Source organism: Dokdonella aquatica (genome assembly GCF_051987395.1).
Classification (GTDB): Bacteria; Pseudomonadota; Gammaproteobacteria; order Xanthomonadales; family Rhodanobacteraceae; genus Dokdonella.
This window is the reverse complement of sequence record NZ_CP197094.1, coordinates 874,239-888,938: the sequence shown is the minus strand read 5'-3', so window position 1 is coordinate 888,938 and position 14,700 is coordinate 874,239. Positions and strand designations below refer to the sequence as shown.

At 68.9% G+C, this 14,700-nt stretch carries 16 protein-coding genes; 12 read left to right on the top strand and 4 right to left on the bottom strand.

What is annotated here, in order from left to right; genetic code table 11:
- The first annotated feature begins 100 nt into the window (after positions 1-100).
- A complete protein-coding gene (locus ACQQ2N_RS03915) occupies positions 101-1,456 on the top strand; it encodes a sensor histidine kinase (RefSeq protein WP_440224371.1) in 1,356 nt (451 codons plus the stop codon).
- A gap of 10 nt (positions 1,457-1,466) precedes the next feature.
- On the opposite strand, the gene ACQQ2N_RS03910 is transcribed toward ACQQ2N_RS03915, so the two are convergent.
- From ACQQ2N_RS03910 to ACQQ2N_RS03895, 4 genes are all read right to left on the bottom strand, one after another.
- Positions 1,467-2,123, bottom strand: coding sequence for a response regulator (locus ACQQ2N_RS03910; protein WP_440224370.1), 657 nt, complete (start codon positions 2,121-2,123; stop codon positions 1,467-1,469).
- Between the two features lie 366 nt (positions 2,124-2,489).
- Positions 2,490-2,888: a VOC family protein gene (locus ACQQ2N_RS03905; protein ID WP_440224369.1), complete on the bottom strand. Its 399-nt coding sequence runs from the start codon at positions 2,886-2,888 to the stop codon at positions 2,490-2,492.
- Between the two features lie 94 nt (positions 2,889-2,982).
- On the bottom strand, positions 2,983-4,095 hold the full coding sequence (locus tag ACQQ2N_RS03900; RefSeq protein ID WP_440224368.1) for an S-(hydroxymethyl)glutathione dehydrogenase/class III alcohol dehydrogenase: 1,113 nt from the start codon (positions 4,093-4,095) through the stop codon (positions 2,983-2,985).
- A gap of 118 nt (positions 4,096-4,213) precedes the next feature.
- Positions 4,214-4,741, bottom strand: a complete 528-nt coding sequence (locus ACQQ2N_RS03895; protein WP_440224367.1) for a hypothetical protein — start codon at positions 4,739-4,741, stop codon at positions 4,214-4,216.
- A 160-nt stretch (positions 4,742-4,901) separates the two neighbouring features.
- Between ACQQ2N_RS03895 and ACQQ2N_RS03890 the strand changes: the two genes are divergently transcribed.
- The 11 genes from ACQQ2N_RS03890 to ACQQ2N_RS03840 all read left to right on the top strand — a co-directional run bounded on the left by ACQQ2N_RS03890 (position 4,902) and on the right by ACQQ2N_RS03840 (position 14,677).
- The gene (locus ACQQ2N_RS03890) at positions 4,902-6,761 is read left to right on the top strand and encodes a methanol/ethanol family PQQ-dependent dehydrogenase (protein ID WP_440224366.1); all 1,860 of its coding nucleotides are present in this window, start codon (positions 4,902-4,904) and stop codon (positions 6,759-6,761) included.
- A gap of 61 nt (positions 6,762-6,822) precedes the next feature.
- Complete coding sequence (moxJ, locus tag ACQQ2N_RS03885) at positions 6,823-7,665, top strand: methanol oxidation system protein MoxJ (protein WP_440224365.1); 843 nt, start codon at positions 6,823-6,825, stop codon at positions 7,663-7,665.
- 63 nt (positions 7,666-7,728) lie between these two features.
- On the top strand, positions 7,729-8,271 hold the full coding sequence (moxG, locus tag ACQQ2N_RS03880; RefSeq protein WP_440224364.1) for a cytochrome c(L), periplasmic: 543 nt from the start codon (positions 7,729-7,731) through the stop codon (positions 8,269-8,271).
- Positions 8,272-8,345: 74 nt separating this feature from the next.
- Positions 8,346-8,654, top strand: a complete 309-nt coding sequence (locus ACQQ2N_RS03875) for a methanol dehydrogenase [cytochrome c] subunit (RefSeq protein ID WP_440224363.1) — start codon at positions 8,346-8,348, stop codon at positions 8,652-8,654.
- A gap of 127 nt (positions 8,655-8,781) precedes the next feature.
- On the top strand, positions 8,782-9,819 hold the full coding sequence (locus tag ACQQ2N_RS03870; RefSeq protein WP_440224362.1) for an AAA family ATPase: 1,038 nt from the start codon (positions 8,782-8,784) through the stop codon (positions 9,817-9,819).
- 16 nt (positions 9,820-9,835) lie between these two features.
- A complete protein-coding gene (locus ACQQ2N_RS03865; RefSeq protein WP_440224361.1) occupies positions 9,836-10,684 on the top strand; it encodes a DUF58 domain-containing protein in 849 nt (282 codons plus the stop codon).
- A 1-nt stretch (position 10,685) separates the two neighbouring features.
- Entirely contained in the window at positions 10,686-11,597 is a 912-nt protein-coding gene (locus ACQQ2N_RS03860; RefSeq protein ID WP_440224360.1) for a hypothetical protein, read from the top strand.
- Entirely contained in the window at positions 11,594-12,613 is a 1,020-nt protein-coding gene (locus ACQQ2N_RS03855) for a vWA domain-containing protein (protein WP_440224359.1), read from the top strand. The genes ACQQ2N_RS03860 and ACQQ2N_RS03855 overlap by 4 nt, the downstream gene beginning before the upstream one ends.
- Complete coding sequence (locus tag ACQQ2N_RS03850; protein WP_440224358.1) at positions 12,610-13,167, top strand: hypothetical protein; 558 nt, start codon at positions 12,610-12,612, stop codon at positions 13,165-13,167. The genes ACQQ2N_RS03855 and ACQQ2N_RS03850 overlap by 4 nt, the downstream gene beginning before the upstream one ends.
- Positions 13,164-14,150, top strand: coding sequence for a vWA domain-containing protein (locus ACQQ2N_RS03845; protein ID WP_440224357.1), 987 nt, complete (start codon positions 13,164-13,166; stop codon positions 14,148-14,150). Before ACQQ2N_RS03850 ends, ACQQ2N_RS03845 begins: the two co-directional genes overlap by 4 nt.
- On the top strand, positions 14,147-14,677 hold the full coding sequence (locus tag ACQQ2N_RS03840; RefSeq protein ID WP_440224356.1) for an SRPBCC family protein: 531 nt from the start codon (positions 14,147-14,149) through the stop codon (positions 14,675-14,677). The genes ACQQ2N_RS03845 and ACQQ2N_RS03840 overlap by 4 nt, the downstream gene beginning before the upstream one ends.
- The last annotated feature ends 23 nt before the right edge of the window (positions 14,678-14,700 follow it).

Sequence of the window (14,700 nt, the reverse complement as noted above, 5' to 3'; positions counted from 1 at the left end):
GGTGCATCGCGAACCGTTGTCGTGGCGGCGCGTGGTGGATCGGGAAAACTTCCTGCTCGGTGGACGTGCGAAAACTCCGATGGACATGTCACGGTTTCTAATGGGTCGGATCGCCGCGGTCTCCGCGGCGATGTTCCTCGGTGCGTTCGTATTCGCGATGTGGCGTGCGCAGTTCGACGTCGAGCACGAGGGGCGCGGCGCGGCCGAGGTCGTGCGTGCGTTCGAACTGCTCAGCGCGCTGCAGGAGGACGACATCGACACGCTCGACGGCCACCTCGCCGCGTTGCGCGAGATCGCGGGCTCGGGGCGCATGCGGCATCTGCAGCTGCGCGTCGCCGACGTCGCCGGCCGCGAGGTCGTCTCGCCGGCGCCACCGGAGCCGCTGTCGCTCGTCGAGCGTGCCTTCGTCGCGATGCTTCCGACCGAGCCGGGCGAAGGTCAGGCGACGACGTGGGTGATCCGCCGCGACGAAGGCGTGCGCTTCGTCGCGACCTTCATGCTCAATCCGGTCAGCGAACAGGACGAGGCCTTCGAGGACACCGCGAGCCTGCTGGTCATGCTGTTCGGCTACGGCGTGCTCACGCTCGCGGCGATCTACTGGGCATTGCGTCGTGCGCTCGCGCCGCTGCAGCCGATCCATGTCGCGATCGGGCACTATCAGCGCGCCGACTACGCGTGGCGCGTGCCGGCCCTGTCGATGCGTGAGCTCGATGCGGTCGGCCAGTCGCTCAACCACATGGCCGGTGCGCTCGACGAGGCGCAGAACGTGCGCCGCACGCTGAGCCTCAAGCTGCTCACGCTGCAGGAGGACGAGCGTGCGCGCATTGCGCGTGAGCTGCACGACGAGTTCGGCCAGGTGCTCACGGCGATGCGCGCCGACGCGGCGTGGCTCGCCCAGCAGGTGGGCGAGCGTCCCGACGTGCAGGCCGTCGTGCGCGGCTTCGCCGACCACTGCCGGCGCGTCCACGAGGACGTGCGCGACCTGCTGCGCGAGCTGCGTCCGCAGGATCCGCGTGTCGAGGGCGAGGCCGTGCCGCTGCGTCGCCTGCTCGAGGATCTCGCGCGCAGCTGGAACGAGCGCCCGGGCGAGGGCGCGCGCGTCGAGCTGCACCTCGATGCCGCGCTCGACACGTTCGACGACGATTTCGCGCTCGCGCTCTACCGCATGACCCAGGAAGCGCTGACCAATGCGATGCGCCACGCCGCGGCGACGCGCATCGACGTGAGCATCGCCGTCGAGGCCGACGGCACGGTCGCGTGGAGCGTCGAGGATGACGGTGTCGGGCTCGATTCGGCGACGCGCGCGATGCATCGCGGCAACGGTCTGGCCGGCATCAGCGAGCGCGCGTGGGCGCACCAGGGCGAGATCGCGATCGAGGCGGCACGCGACGACGGCGGGCGTCCCGGCCTCCGCCTCGTCGCGCGCTTCGCGCGGTCCGGCGGGGTGGCGGGATGAGGGGACGGGGTCAGTTCGTGCGTCCGTCGCTCGTCGTCTGCAAGAGGCCATGGGCCACCGCGTAACGGTTCATGTCGAGGGCGCTGCCGAGGCCGGTCTTCTTGCGGATCGCGGTCTGGTAGTTGGCAGCGGTCTTGAAACTCATGCGGCGCTGTTCGGCGATCGCCTCGACGCTCGCGCCCTGCGCGAGCATGAGGAAGATGTCGAGCTCGCGCGGTGACAGCGACAGGTGCGGCAGCGGCGTGCGGCGCACCTTCTGCTTCATGCCCTCCTCGAGGTCCTCGGACACCGGGCGCTCGCCCGCGGCGATGCTGCGCACGGCGTCGACGAGCGCTTCGGGCGGGCTGCTCTTGGTGAGGTAGCCGCGCGCGCCGAGGCGCATCGCCTGCGCGGCGAGCGCGGGGCTCTCGTGCATCGTGAAGACGAGGATGTGCAGCTCCGGCGAACGCGCGTGCAGGCGCTGCAGCGTCTCCATGCCGCCGCGGCCCGGCATCGACAGGTCGAGGATCAGCATGTCGGCATGATGCGCGGCCAGCCATTGGCTCGCGCTGTCCCCGTCGCCGAACTCGGCGACGACTTCGAGGCCGTCCTCGAGCTCGAGCAGGCGGCGGTAGCCGGCACGCACGACGGCGTGGTCGTCGGCGATCGCGATCTTCATGGCGGACATGCGCGGCTCCCGGGAGAACGGTCGGAGGGAGCGCGATTGTGCGAATCGACGCGGCATGCCACAACCGGACGAAAGCCGGGGGCGTGCGTGCTGCGATGCGTCGGGAAAAATTCCCGGGTGGTTTCCGTTTCGTGCTGTGCTCGGGTCAGGCGTCGATCATCACGGGCGATGGGTCGAGTGGCGTGCACAGTCCGGAACGAGGTGGACGCACGTGTACGGGATCATGCCCCGTCCAGGCGTGTGAAGGAGATCTTCCCGGCGGCATTGCCGAGAAAACCCGTCCCGCGGGTGCGGGACGGGTCTTGCGTCGCGATCATGGCCCGCGCATGCCCGGAAGTCTCCCGGCGCGCGCGGGCTGGCGTTGCATCAGACGAACGTGTACGTGCAGACCTTGTTGCCGGACGGGTCACGCAGGTACGCCGCGTAGGCGCCCGGCAGGTGGCCGCGCGGGCCCGGCTTGCCTTCATCGGTGCCGCCGGCGGCGAGGCCCGCAGCGTGGAACGCATCGACTTCGGCCGTGCTCGACGCGGCGAAGCCGATCGTCACGCCATTGCTCGACGGCGCTTCGCCGTTGCCCGGCTTGGCGATGATGAAGGCCGGCTTGTCGCGGCCGTAGAGGATCCAGCCGTTGCCGAACGGGCCGAGGTTCTTGATGCCGAGGGCACCGAGCGCCGCGTCGTAGAACGCCGCGGACTTGGCCACGTCCGCCGCGCCCATGAAGACGTGGGAGACGACGCCGTCGCCGGAAATGACGGGATTTGCCATGGGGAATCTCCTTCGGATTGCAGGTGGAAAACAGTCGCCATGCCGCGACGCGCGACGGCCGATGTGATGCCGTCGCGAGGCCGGCCGGAAACGCTCAGAACTTGATGACGGAGCGGATCACCTTGCCCTCGTGCATGAGGTCGAAGGCGTGGTTGATCTGCTCGAGAGGAAGGACTTCGGTGACGAACTCGTCGATCTTGAATTCGCCGGCCATGTAGCGGTCGACGTAGCCCGGCAGCTGCGAGCGGCCCTTGACGCCGCCGAACGCCGAGCCGCGCCAGACGCGGCCGGTGACGAGCTGGAACGGGCGCGTCGAGATCTCCTGGCCCGCGCCGGCGACGCCGATGATGATCGACTCGCCCCAGCCCTTGTGGCAGCACTCGAGCGCCGAGCGCATGACCTTGACGTTGCCGATGCACTCGAACGAGTAGTCGACGCCGCCGTCGGTGAGGTCGACGATGACCTGCTGGATCGGCGTGTCCGGATAATCCTTCGGATTGATGAAGTCGGTGGCGCCGAGCATCTTCGCCATCTCGAACTTGTCGGGGTTCATGTCGACGGCGAGGATGCGGCTGGCCTTGGCCATGACCGCGCCCTGGATCACCGACATGCCGATGCCGCCGAGTCCGAACACGGCGACGGTCGAGCCCGGCGTGACCTTGGCCGTGTTGAGCACCGCGCCGATGCCCGTGGTGACGCCGCAGCCGAGCAGGCAGACCTTGTCGAGCGGCGCCGCGGGGTTGACCTTGGCCAGCGCGATCTCGGGCAGCACCGTGTACTCGGAGAACGTGCTGCAGCCCATGTAGTGCAGGATCGGCTTGCCGTTGAGCGAGAAGCGCGACGTGCCGTCCGGCATGAGGCCCTTGCCCTGGGTGACGCGGATCGCCTGGCACAGGTTGGTCTTGCCCGAGAGGCAGAACTTGCACGCGCCGCATTCGGGCGTGTACAGCGGGATCACATGGTCGCCGGGCTTGACGCTCGTCACGCCGGGACCGATTTCCTCGACGATGCCGCCGCCTTCGTGGCCGAGGATCGCCGGGAACAGGCCTTCCGGATCGGAACCCGACAGCGTGAACGCGTCGGTGTGGCAGACGCCCGTGGCGACGATGCGGACGAGGACTTCGCCGGCCTTCGGTCCCGCGAGGTCGACTTCCTCGATCGACAACGGCTTGCCGGCTTCCCAGGCGACTGCAGCTCTGGTCTTCATGCGTTTTCGTGCTCCAGATGGTGATGTGTACGGTTGCAGGCCCGGAACGGCGCCGGCAGCGCACAGTATTTAGCACTGGCCGTGCCAACTGCGGTGGACACCTCAAAGGCCTTTCCTGTCAATGGGATAGGGAAGATTCCGGCGTGTGCGTTGCAACATCGGCGACGACACCGTAACCGTTCCGCGACAGTTGTCCCGGGGCAGGTGCTCCAGCGCTGGCATGGTCATCGCGCCGCACCCGGCGCGATGTCGCACCGGGCATGGCGGGGTGGCGACGCGCGAGCCGCCGCGTCGCACGGGCCTCGCGCGCGTGCGCGTTCGCTGACAGGTGCGACGACAGGCGCGACGCGCGGGGACGTGTCCGGGGCCGCGCGTGATCGCGCGAGATCGGGAAGGAGACTTCGTGCATATCGGGAAGAGTTCCTTCTGCGACGCATCGTGAAGGCGCGCCTTCGTCCGTCATCGCGGTGTGCAGGCGTTCATCCGCGACGCTTGCAAGCGCATGCAGACGTCGCTCGCGCTGCTCCGCCTGTTTCGCTTCTGGAGCATTCGTGTCACGCGAAAGCGTCGTGCCTGCACGACGCGCAACAGCGACGCCCATGCAGGAATTTTTCCCGCGTCGTCCGACGAAGTGTTGTGCGTTCACGAAGCACGTTCGCGATCGCGTCGCGCATCGCGTGCTGGCCCGCTTCCTGCTCTTCCTGTTGGTCGCAGTGGCAAGGCTCGAACCGTCCTTGCACGGCAGCTCGCAACGCACGGTGCTTGTGCAGCACGGCAACAACAACCGGGAAACAGGAGAAGGGGCAATGAGGCGAATCGTCCTTGGCGCATCGGTCCTCGCGACGTCCGTGATGGCGTCGCTCGCGATCGCGAACGACAAGCTGGTCCAGCTCTCGCAGAGCGAAGAGAACTGGGTGATGACCGGCAAGAACTACAACGCGAACAACTTCAGCAAAGCCACCCAGATCAACGACAAGAACGTCAAGCAGCTGCGTCCCGCGTGGACGTTCTCGACCGGCGTGCTCAACGGCCACGAAGGCACGCCGATCGTCGTCAACGGCAAGATGTACATCCATTCGCCGTTCCCGAACTCGACGTTCGCGCTCGACCTCGACAACCCGACGCGCATCCTCTGGCAGGACAAGCCCAAGCAGAACGCTGCTGCGCGCGCAGTCGCGTGCTGCGACGTCGTCAACCGCGGCCTCGCCTACTGGCCCGGTGACGGCAAGGTGCCGGCGCTGGTCTTCAAGACCCAGCTCGACGGCCATATCGTCGCGCTCAACGCCGAGACCGGCGCGGTGTACTGGAAGCTCGAGAACTCCGACATCCGCGTCGGCTCGACGCTCACGATCGCGCCGTACGTCGTGAAGGATCTCGTCATCGTCGGTTCGTCGGGCGCCGAGCTCGGCGTGCGCGGCTACCTGACCGCCTACGACGTCAAGACCGGCGAGCAGAAGTGGCGCGCGTTCGCGACCGGCAGCGACGACGACCTGCGTCTCGCCAAGGATTTCAACAAGGCCAATCCGCACTACGGCCAGTTCGGCCTCGGCCTCAAGACCTGGGAAGGCGAGGCCTGGAAGATCGGCGGCGGCACCAACTGGGGCTGGTATGCATTCGATCCGGCGACCAACCTCATCTACTTCGGCAGCGGCAATCCCGCGCCGTGGAACGAGACGATGCGTCCCGGCGACAACAAGTGGACGATGACCATCTGGGGCCGCAATGTCGACGACGGCATGGCCAAGTTCGGCTACCAGAAGACGCCGCACGACGAGTGGGACTACGCCGGCGTGAACGTGATGATGCTGTCGGAGCAGACCGACAAGGCCGGCAAGAAGCGCAAGCTGCTCACGCATCCGGACCGCAACGGCATCATCTACACGCTCGACCGCGAGAACGGCGACCTCGTCTCGGCCGACAAGCTCGACGACACGGTCAACTGGGTCAAGCACGTCGACCTCAAGACGGGCCTGCCCGTGCGTGATCCCGAGTTCGCCACGAAGATGGACCACAACGGTCGCGACATCTGCCCGTCGGCGATGGGTTACCACAACCAGGGCCACGACTCGTACGACCCGAACAAGCAGCTGTTCTTCCTCGGCATCAACCACATCTGCATGGACTGGGAACCGTTCATGCTGCCGTACCGCGCGGGCCAGTTCTTCGTCGGCGCCACGCTCAACATGTACCCGGGCCCGAAGGGCGATCGCCAGAACTACGAGGGCCTCGGCCAGATCAAGGCCTACAACTCGATCACCGGCGAGTACAAGTGGGAGCACATGGAGCGCTTCGCGGTGTGGGGCGGCACGCTCGCCACGGCCGGCAACCTCGTGTTCTACGGCACGCTCGACGGCTTCATCAAGGCGCGCAACGCCGACACGGGTGACCTGCTCTGGAAGTTCAAGCTGCCGTCCGGCGTGATCGGCCATCCGATGACCTACACGCACAAGGGCACGCAGTACGTCGCGATCTTCTACGGCGTCGGCGGCTGGCCGGGCATCGGCCTCGTGCAGGATCTCGAGGATCCCACCGCGGGCCTCGGTGCGGTCGGCGCGTTCAAGAAGCTCGCCAACTACACGCAGATGGGCGGCGGCGTCATGGTGTTCTCGCTCGACGGCAAGGGTCCGTACGACGACCTGAAGATCGGCGAGTACGCGAGCAAGTGATGCCACGCGCGGGGCGCCGCGTGGCGCCCCGCGTTCTCCACGCCCTGCCATGGACACCACGATGACCGTTCGACACCTTTCCACCACGCTGCGCCGCGTCGCGCTCGCGGCCGCCGCGCTGTTCGCCCCGTTCGCCGCCGCGCAGACGGACAAGTCGCTGCGCATCTGCGCATCGGAAATCGAGGCGCCGTACTCGTACAAGGACGGCAGCGGCTTCGAGAACCGCATCGCCGAGGCGATCGCCGAAGCGATGGGCCGCAAGGCCACGTTCGTGTGGTCGCCGCGTGCGGCGATCTACCTCGTTCGCGACCAGCTCGACAAGAACGAGTGCGACGTCGTCATGGGCCTGGACAGCGGCGACGAGCGCGTGCTCACGTCGCGGCCGTACTACCGTTCGGGCTACGTGTTCGTCACGCGCTCCGACCGCGGTCTCGACCTGACCGCGTGGAACGATGCGCGACTCGCCGCGATGAAGCAGATCGCGACGGGCTTCGCGTCGTCGGGCGAGGCGATGCTCAAGAAGATCGGCAAGTACGAGGACAACTCGAACTACGTCTACTCGCTGGTCGACTTCAAGTCGCGTCGCAACCAGTACATCCGCGTCGATCCCGCACGCATGGTCAACGAAGTCGCGCAAGGAAACGCCGAGGCGGCCATCGCATTCGGCCCCGAGGTCGCGCGCTACGTGAAGGGATCCACCACGCCGCTGCAGATGAAGCTCGTGCCGCCCGACGAGACCGGTCAGGGCGCGCCGATCCCGTTCCAGTTCGACCAGTCCGTGGCCGTCCGCAAGGGCGACCAGGCCTTGCTGGACGAGATCAATGCGGCGCTCGTCAAGGCGGCACCGCGCATCCGCAAGATCCTCGACGACGAAGGCGTGCCGGTGCTTCCGGTCGCGTCCTGACACCCCGACGCGACGCGTTCCACGGACTACCCAGACAGGCAGACGATGAAGAAAGCAGTACGCATGATCCTTGCCGCGACCGCGCTGGCGGCCGGCCTCTCCGCGACGAATGCGGTGGCACAGATCACGTTCCGCAACGTGACCGACGGCTCCGCGCTCGACCTTTCCAATGCGCGCGACGAGGGTAGGGACACGCCCGGCGTGAAGCAGTTCCTCGAGACCGGCAGGAACCCGTACAACAGCAAGCCCGCGTGCCTGAAGAAGGGCGAAGAACTCATGCTCACGGCGTGTTCGGCCTGCCACGGCCATTACGCCGAGGGCAAGATCGGCCCGTCGCTCACCGACGACTACTGGACCTATCCCGAAGGCAAGACCGACGAAGGCCTGTTCTCGATCGTGTTCGGTGGCGCGCGCGCGCAGATGGGCCCGCAGTACCTCGCCCTGACGCTCGACGAGATGCTGCAGGTCATGGCGTGGGTGCGCCACATCTACCACGGCAAGGTCGAGGAAGCCGAGTGGATGAGCGACGACGAGAAGAAAGCCTACAAGCCCTGGTCGAAGGACGACACGCTCGAGGTGCCCGCCGGCGCCGAGTGCGCTCCCTGAAAAACAACACACGATGCGTCGGCGAGGGGCCGGCGCACCGATGAGGTTCCACGTCCAACCGAGAGAGGACCACGATGAAGACGAAAACCACTTTGCGCATCACCGCTTCCGTGCTCGTGCTCGCCGCGGCGGGCCTGTTCGCGGGTTCCGCGTCCGCCTACGACGGCACCAAGTGCAAGGAACCCGGCAACTGCTGGGAACCGAAGCCGGGCTACCCCGAGAAGGTCGCGGGTTCGAAGTACGACCCGAAGCACAACCCGACCGAGCTCAACAAGCAGTCGGTGTCGCTGGCCGCGATGGAAGAGCGCAATGCCAGGCGCATCGCGAACTTCAAGAAGACCGGCAAGTTCGAGTACGACGTCGCCAAGCTGCCGAACCCGTGATGCCACCCATTGTCGCGGCGGCCGGATCGCACCGGCCGCGGCGATGCTCCGCAAGCGATCGTCGCGCGGGAGGCGCGTGCGGGCGCACATCCCGACCCCAACGACACCCCTGCACGAACGCGTGAACATGTCCAACGGATCCGTCGCGTCACCTCCCGTCGACCTCGCGGCCTGGCGCGAACGCGCGCTGCGGTTCGAACACGAAGTCGGCAAGGCCGTCGTCGGCCAGTCGCGCGCGCTGCGCCTGCTCACGATCGCGGTGTTCGCACGCGGCCACGTGCTGCTCGAGGGCGATGTCGGTGTCGGCAAGACGACCATGCTGCAGGCGGTCGCGCGTGCGATCGGCGGCGCCTACGGGCGCGTCGAAGGCACGATCGATCTCATGCCGGGCGACCTCGTCTACCACACCTACCTCGACGAGCATGGCAAGCCGCGTGTCGAGCCGGGCCCCGTGCTGCGCAAGGGCGAAGACCTCGCCGTGTTCTTCTTCAACGAGATCAACCGCGCGCGCCCGCAGGTGCATTCGCTGCTGCTGCGCCTCATGGCCGAGCGTACGCTGTCGGCGTTCAACCGCGAGTACGCGTTCCCGCATCTCCAGGTGTTCGCCGACCGCAACCAGGTCGAGCGCGAGGAGACGTTTGAGCTGCCCGCGGCGGCACGTGACCGCTTCTTCATGGAGGTCACCATCACCGCTCCGGACGATGCGGCGACCCGTCGTGCGCTCGTGTTCGATCCGCGCTTCCACGACGTGGCCGCGCTGGTCGCGGGCGTCTCGCCCGGCGTGCTCGATCCGGCCGCGCTCGACGGCGTCGCACGCGCGATCCAGGCGCAGGTCGCCGCGAGCGACAGCGTGCAGCACTACGTCGAGGCGTTGTGGCGCGCCGTGCGCGATCCGGCCGGAGCGGGCCTCGTGATCGACGGTGTCGACACCTCGCGTCTCGTCGTCGGCGGCGCGAGCCCGCGCGGCATCGCCAACCTCGTGCGCGCGGCGCGCGTGCGGGCCTGGCTCGAGGGGCGCGACATGCTCGTGCCCGAGGACCTGCGTGCGGTGTTCTTCGAAGTCGTCGCGCATCGCGTGTTCCTCGCGCCGGTCTACGAGCCGCGCCGCGACACGATCGTGCGCGCGCTGTGCAAGGCCGTGTTCGACCACGTGCCGGCACCCTGACGCAGGCGCCGTGCCGATGACGAGCAGCTCCGCCCAGGCGGCCGTCACGTCCGACGACGCGGTGCTCGCCTACGCGCTGCGCTGGCGCGTGCGTTCGCCGATGCCGGGCGCGCATCGCGGCGTGGATGCCGGCGCGCTCGGCCACCTGCGCCAGATCGTGCCGTTCGACCGTTCCCCAGACCCGCGTCGCATCGACCTGCGCGCCAGCCTGCGCGATCCGTTCGGCGGCCTGCACGTGCGCGAGTTCGAGCAGCGCGCCGCCGCGGCCGTGCACGTCCTCGTCGATGCTTCGGCCTCGATGCGGCCGGCGTGGACACGCGCCTGCGCGCTGGCTCGCCTCGTGGCCACGGCGACACGCACGCTGCGTGATGCGTTCGGCCTCGTCGTCGCAGGACGTGCCGTGCTGCATGAGCGCGCCGCACGCCACGCGAACGCCGACGGCGATCTCGATGCGCTCGACACCACGTTGCCGTCGGGGCGTGGCATCGACGCGCTCGTCGGTGCCGCGGAGTGTCTCGGCCGGCGTCGCAGCCTCGTGTTCGTCGTGTCGGACTTCGCGTTCGGGCCAGACGATGCGAATCGCCTGCTCGAGGCGCTCGCCGCGCACGACACCGTGCCGCTGCGCCTGCTCGATCCGTCGCAGGACACGCTGCCTCGTCACGGCCTCGCCGAACTGCGCGACCGCGAGGACGGCCGTCGCCGGCTCGTCTGGCTGCGGCCGGCGTTGCACACGCGCTGGCGCGAGGCGCGCGAGGCGCAGTCGCGCGCGCTGCATGCGATCTGCGCGGCGCACGGTGCCGCGATGCTCGACGTCGGCGCGCGCGTCGATGCCGAAGCGCTGTCCGCCCACCTGATCGGACGCTGACATGCACGGCCTGCGCATTGCCGCCAGCGTGTTGATCGTCCTGTCGGCCGGCCTCGTGCATGCGCAGGTCCGCGGCGTGCACGCGGTCGATACGCGCGCCTACGGCTTCATGATCGGCGACCTCGTGCCGCGCGCGATCGAGATCGAGGTCGAGCGCGGATGGACGCTGCAGGCGACGTCGCTTCCGGCGCCCGGTGCGCAGCGCTACTGGCTCGACCTGCGCAGCGTGCGCACGTCGTCGCGCCGCGACGGCGATGTCGACGTGCTGCGCATCGACCTCGACTACCAGACCTTCTACGCACCGATCCAGGCGCTCGAACGCACGCTGCCGGGATTCGACATCGGCGTCACCGACGGCACCACGGTCGTGCAGGCGCGCGTGCCCGAAGCGATCGTGACGATGTCGCCGCTGCGCGAGGTCAAGCTCGGCTCCGGTGGCGTCGATGGCGAGCGCACGATCGTGTTGCGGCCCGATGCCTTGCCGACGATGCGCGACACGCGATCGGCGCGGATCGCCGTCGCCGCATGTACGGTGCTCGTGCTGCTCGCCTTCGCCGCGGTCGTGCGCCGCCACGCCTGGTGGCCGTTCCATGCGCGGCCCGACCGACCTTTCGCACACGCTTCGCGCGCGCTGCGCCGCACCGACGACGCACACTACGACGACCACGTGCGCCGACTGCACCGCGCCTTCGATACGAGCGCTGGCCGCCGCCTGTTCGCCGAGGACGTCGCGGCCTGGCTCGCCGCACGGCCTGCCTTCGCCACGCTTGCCGAGCCTATCGGGCGCTTCTTCGCGGCGTCACGTGCGCTGTTCTTCGCCGGCGATGGCGCAGCCGCGCGCACGATCCTGTCGGTGCGCGAGCTCGTGGCGCTCGCCGGTGCGCTGGCCGTCGCCGAGCGGCGGACACGATGAGTATCTGGTCGCATCTCGTGCTGCTGCGGCCACAGGCCTTGTGGTTGCTGCCGCTTGCGCTGCTGCCGTGGTGGCTCGGCAGCCGCGCGGTTTCGGACTGGAGCTGGCTCGGCAGCGTACCGGCGGACAGTGCGTCCGACGCGCTCGACATCGCGTTGCGCACGCTCGGCTCGCTCGCACTCGTCGCGTTCGTGCTCGCGCTGGCGGCGCCCGTGCGCCAGCACGACAGCATCCCGCGCACGAGCACGGGTGCCCACCTCGGCCTCGTCATCGACCGCAGCGGCAGCATGAACAGCACGTTCGCGGGACGCACCCCCGAAGGCGGCGAGGAGTCGAAGGCCGCCGCGGCGAAGCGCCTGCTCGACGCCTTCGTCGAACGCCGCGGGCACGACCGTGTCGGCGTCGTCGGGTTCTCGACCTCGCCGATGTTCATCCTGCCGATGACCGACCGTCGCGCGGCGATCCGCGCGGCGATCGCGCCGATCGACGAGCCCGGGCTCGCCTACACCGATGTTGCACGCGGCCTCGCGATGGCGTTCTCGCTGTTCGACGAACGCGATCAGACCGCCTCGCAGGTCATGGTGCTCGTCTCCGACGGCGCCGCGGTGATCGATCGTCGCGTGCAGGAGAGCCTGCGCGCGGCCTTCGCGGCGCGGCCGCTGCGCCTGTACTGGCTGTTCTTGCGCACCGAGCGCAGTGCGGGGCCGTTCGATGCGCCGGCCGATCCGTCGCAGGACACCCCGCAATCGATGCCCGAACGCCATCTCGACCTGTTCTTCCGCACGCTCGGCGTACCGTATCGCGCGTTCGAGGCCGAGAGCGCAGGCGAGCTCGCCGCCGCGATCGACGCGATCGACGAGGCCGAGCGCGGCGAGGTGCAGTGGCTCGAACCGGCGCCGCAGCGCGACCTCGCACCGTTTGCGTTCGGACTCGCGGCACTCGCGTGCGCGCTGCTCGCGGCCGCGAAACTCGTCGAGGTGCGCGCCGACATGCCCATGCCTGTGGTGCGCCGGTGAGCGCGCGCTGGCGCGGCATCATCGTCTGGACCGCACTCGCGCTCGCGCTGCTCGCGCTCGCCGCGAGCCTGCTCGCCTGGAAGCGCATCGTCGACGACAACCGCATCATCGCGGCACTCGCGCGTGGCGACGACGTGGCCGTGGCCGACGATGCGCGCGATGCAGTCCGCTTTGCACGTGTGCACTGGCTCGCTTCGCGGGGCCGTTTCGACGAGGCGCGTCCGCTCGTCGAGCACCTCGCCGCGGACGGCGCGCCGGCGTTCGAAGCGGCCGCGCTCTACGACCTCGCCAACGCGCACCTGCGCCAGGCGCTCGCGATCGTCGGCGCGCACCGCTACGACGACACGATCGCGCAGGTGAACCTCGCCAAGCAGTTCTACCGGCGCGCGCTGCAGATCGATCCGGCGCACTGGGACGCCAAGGTCAACCTCGATATCGCGATGCGCCTCGTGCGCGACTTCCCCGACGGCGAGGCCGAAGGCGACGAGGAGCCGCCCGAACAGCCCGACAAGCTGTGGACCGACCTGCCGGGTCAGCCGCGGGGTGGGCCGTGACGGGGCGGCGCGATGCGCGTTTCTGGCTGCTCGCCGCCGCCGCGGCATGCGCGATCGTCGCGGCGTTCTCGCCGCGCGTGTCGATCCCGCGCCAGCGCGTCGACGCGCTGTTCGTCGTCGACATCACCGGCAGCATGAACGTGCGCGACTACCGCCATGGCGAGGCGCCCGAGAGCCGCCTCGCGCATGTTTCGCGTGAACTCGCCGCACTGGTTGCCGGATTGCCGTGCGGATCGCGTGCGGGCCTCGCGCTGTTCGCGGAGCGGCGCCCGTTCCTGCTGCTCGCACCGATGGAGACCTGCGCGAACTACGCCACGCTCGCCGGGACACTCGCCGCGCTCGACTGGCGCATGGGCTGGGAGGGTGACAGCTACGTCGCCTCAGGGCTGTACCAGTCCATCGACCTCGCGTCGCGCTACGGCACCGACCTCGTGTTCCTGACCGACGGCCAGGAGTCGCCGCCGACGCACTGGAGCGGTCCGCCACGTTACGAAGGCGAACCCGGCAAGGTGCGTGGCCTCGTCGTCGGCGTCGGCGGCACCGTGCCGTCACCGATACCGAAGTTCGATCGCGACGGCCGCGAGATTGGCTTCCTCGCAGCCGACGACGTCACGCAGGAGAACCGCAGCGGCGAACCGCCGGCCGACGTGCAGCACCGCGAAGGCTGGCATCCGCGCAACGCACCTTGGGGTGCCGCAGCCGCGCAGGGCGAGGAACATCTGTCGTCGGTACGCGAACCGTTCCTGCGCACGCTTGCCGGCATGACCGGACTCGGCTACGCGACGCTCGCCCCGGGCCTCGACCTCGAGCGCGCGATCGTGCGGGACGCGACGCCGCGCGAGGTCGACGCACACGTGCCGCTGGCACCGTTCCTCGCCGCGCTCGCGCTCGCCTGCCTGTGCATCGTCTGGCTGCTGCCCGCCATCGCGCGCGCTGCGCGAAGCATCCGCCTTCGTTCCATGATCATCAGGAGACACGCATGAAGATCCCGTTCCTCCTCGCGGCCTGTGTCGTCGCGTCGGCACTCGCCGCGCCGGCGCACGCGCACGGCCCGACCCCGCACAAGGCCGACGAGACCGTGAAGATCGCCAAGCCGCCAGCCGAGGTGTGGAAGATGATCGGCGACTTCGGCAACCTCGCGGCATGGAACCCGGCCGTGAAGGCGAGCACGGTCAGCAACGGCAATACGCCCGGCTCCGAGCGCAAGGTCGAGCTCGCCTCGGGTGGCGAGATCGTCGACAACCTCGACACCTGGGACGCTGCGGCGATGACGTACTCGTATCGCCTCTACCAGGAGAACCTCGAGGCGTTCCCGGTCAGCTACTACACGGCCGAGCTGAGCGTGAAGCCGGCCGATGGCGGCAGCGAGGTGACCTGGTCGGCGCGCTTCTACCGCGGCGACACGCACAACGATCCGCCCGAAAACCTCAATGACGACGCCGCGAAGAAGGCGATTCACGACCTGCTGCGCGCGGGTCTCGACAATCTCGCGAAGAAGCTCGGCTCGTGAGCGGGACGGCGCGGCGACCATGT

What these genes read in the sequence shown, in the direction of transcription:
- ACQQ2N_RS03915 (WP_440224371.1), top strand. Translation starts at nt 101, where the DNA reads ATGGGTCGGATCGCCGCGGTCTCCGCGGCGATGTTCCTCGGTGCGTTC.
- ACQQ2N_RS03910 (WP_440224370.1), bottom strand. Translation starts at nt 2,123, where the DNA reads ATGTCCGCCATGAAGATCGCGATCGCCGACGACCACGCCGTCGTGCGT.
- ACQQ2N_RS03905 (WP_440224369.1), bottom strand. Translation starts at nt 2,888, where the DNA reads ATGGCAAATCCCGTCATTTCCGGCGACGGCGTCGTCTCCCACGTCTTC.
- ACQQ2N_RS03900 (WP_440224368.1), bottom strand. Translation starts at nt 4,095, where the DNA reads ATGAAGACCAGAGCTGCAGTCGCCTGGGAAGCCGGCAAGCCGTTGTCG.
- ACQQ2N_RS03890 (WP_440224366.1), top strand. Translation starts at nt 4,902, where the DNA reads ATGAGGCGAATCGTCCTTGGCGCATCGGTCCTCGCGACGTCCGTGATG.
- moxJ (WP_440224365.1), top strand. Translation starts at nt 6,823, where the DNA reads ATGACCGTTCGACACCTTTCCACCACGCTGCGCCGCGTCGCGCTCGCG.
- moxG (WP_440224364.1), top strand. Translation starts at nt 7,729, where the DNA reads ATGATCCTTGCCGCGACCGCGCTGGCGGCCGGCCTCTCCGCGACGAAT.
- ACQQ2N_RS03875 (WP_440224363.1), top strand. Translation starts at nt 8,346, where the DNA reads ATGAAGACGAAAACCACTTTGCGCATCACCGCTTCCGTGCTCGTGCTC.
- ACQQ2N_RS03870 (WP_440224362.1), top strand. Translation starts at nt 8,782, where the DNA reads ATGTCCAACGGATCCGTCGCGTCACCTCCCGTCGACCTCGCGGCCTGG.
- ACQQ2N_RS03865 (WP_440224361.1), top strand. Translation starts at nt 9,836, where the DNA reads ATGACGAGCAGCTCCGCCCAGGCGGCCGTCACGTCCGACGACGCGGTG.
- ACQQ2N_RS03860 (WP_440224360.1), top strand. Translation starts at nt 10,686, where the DNA reads ATGCACGGCCTGCGCATTGCCGCCAGCGTGTTGATCGTCCTGTCGGCC.
- ACQQ2N_RS03855 (WP_440224359.1), top strand. Translation starts at nt 11,594, where the DNA reads ATGAGTATCTGGTCGCATCTCGTGCTGCTGCGGCCACAGGCCTTGTGG.
- ACQQ2N_RS03840 (WP_440224356.1), top strand. Translation starts at nt 14,147, where the DNA reads ATGAAGATCCCGTTCCTCCTCGCGGCCTGTGTCGTCGCGTCGGCACTC.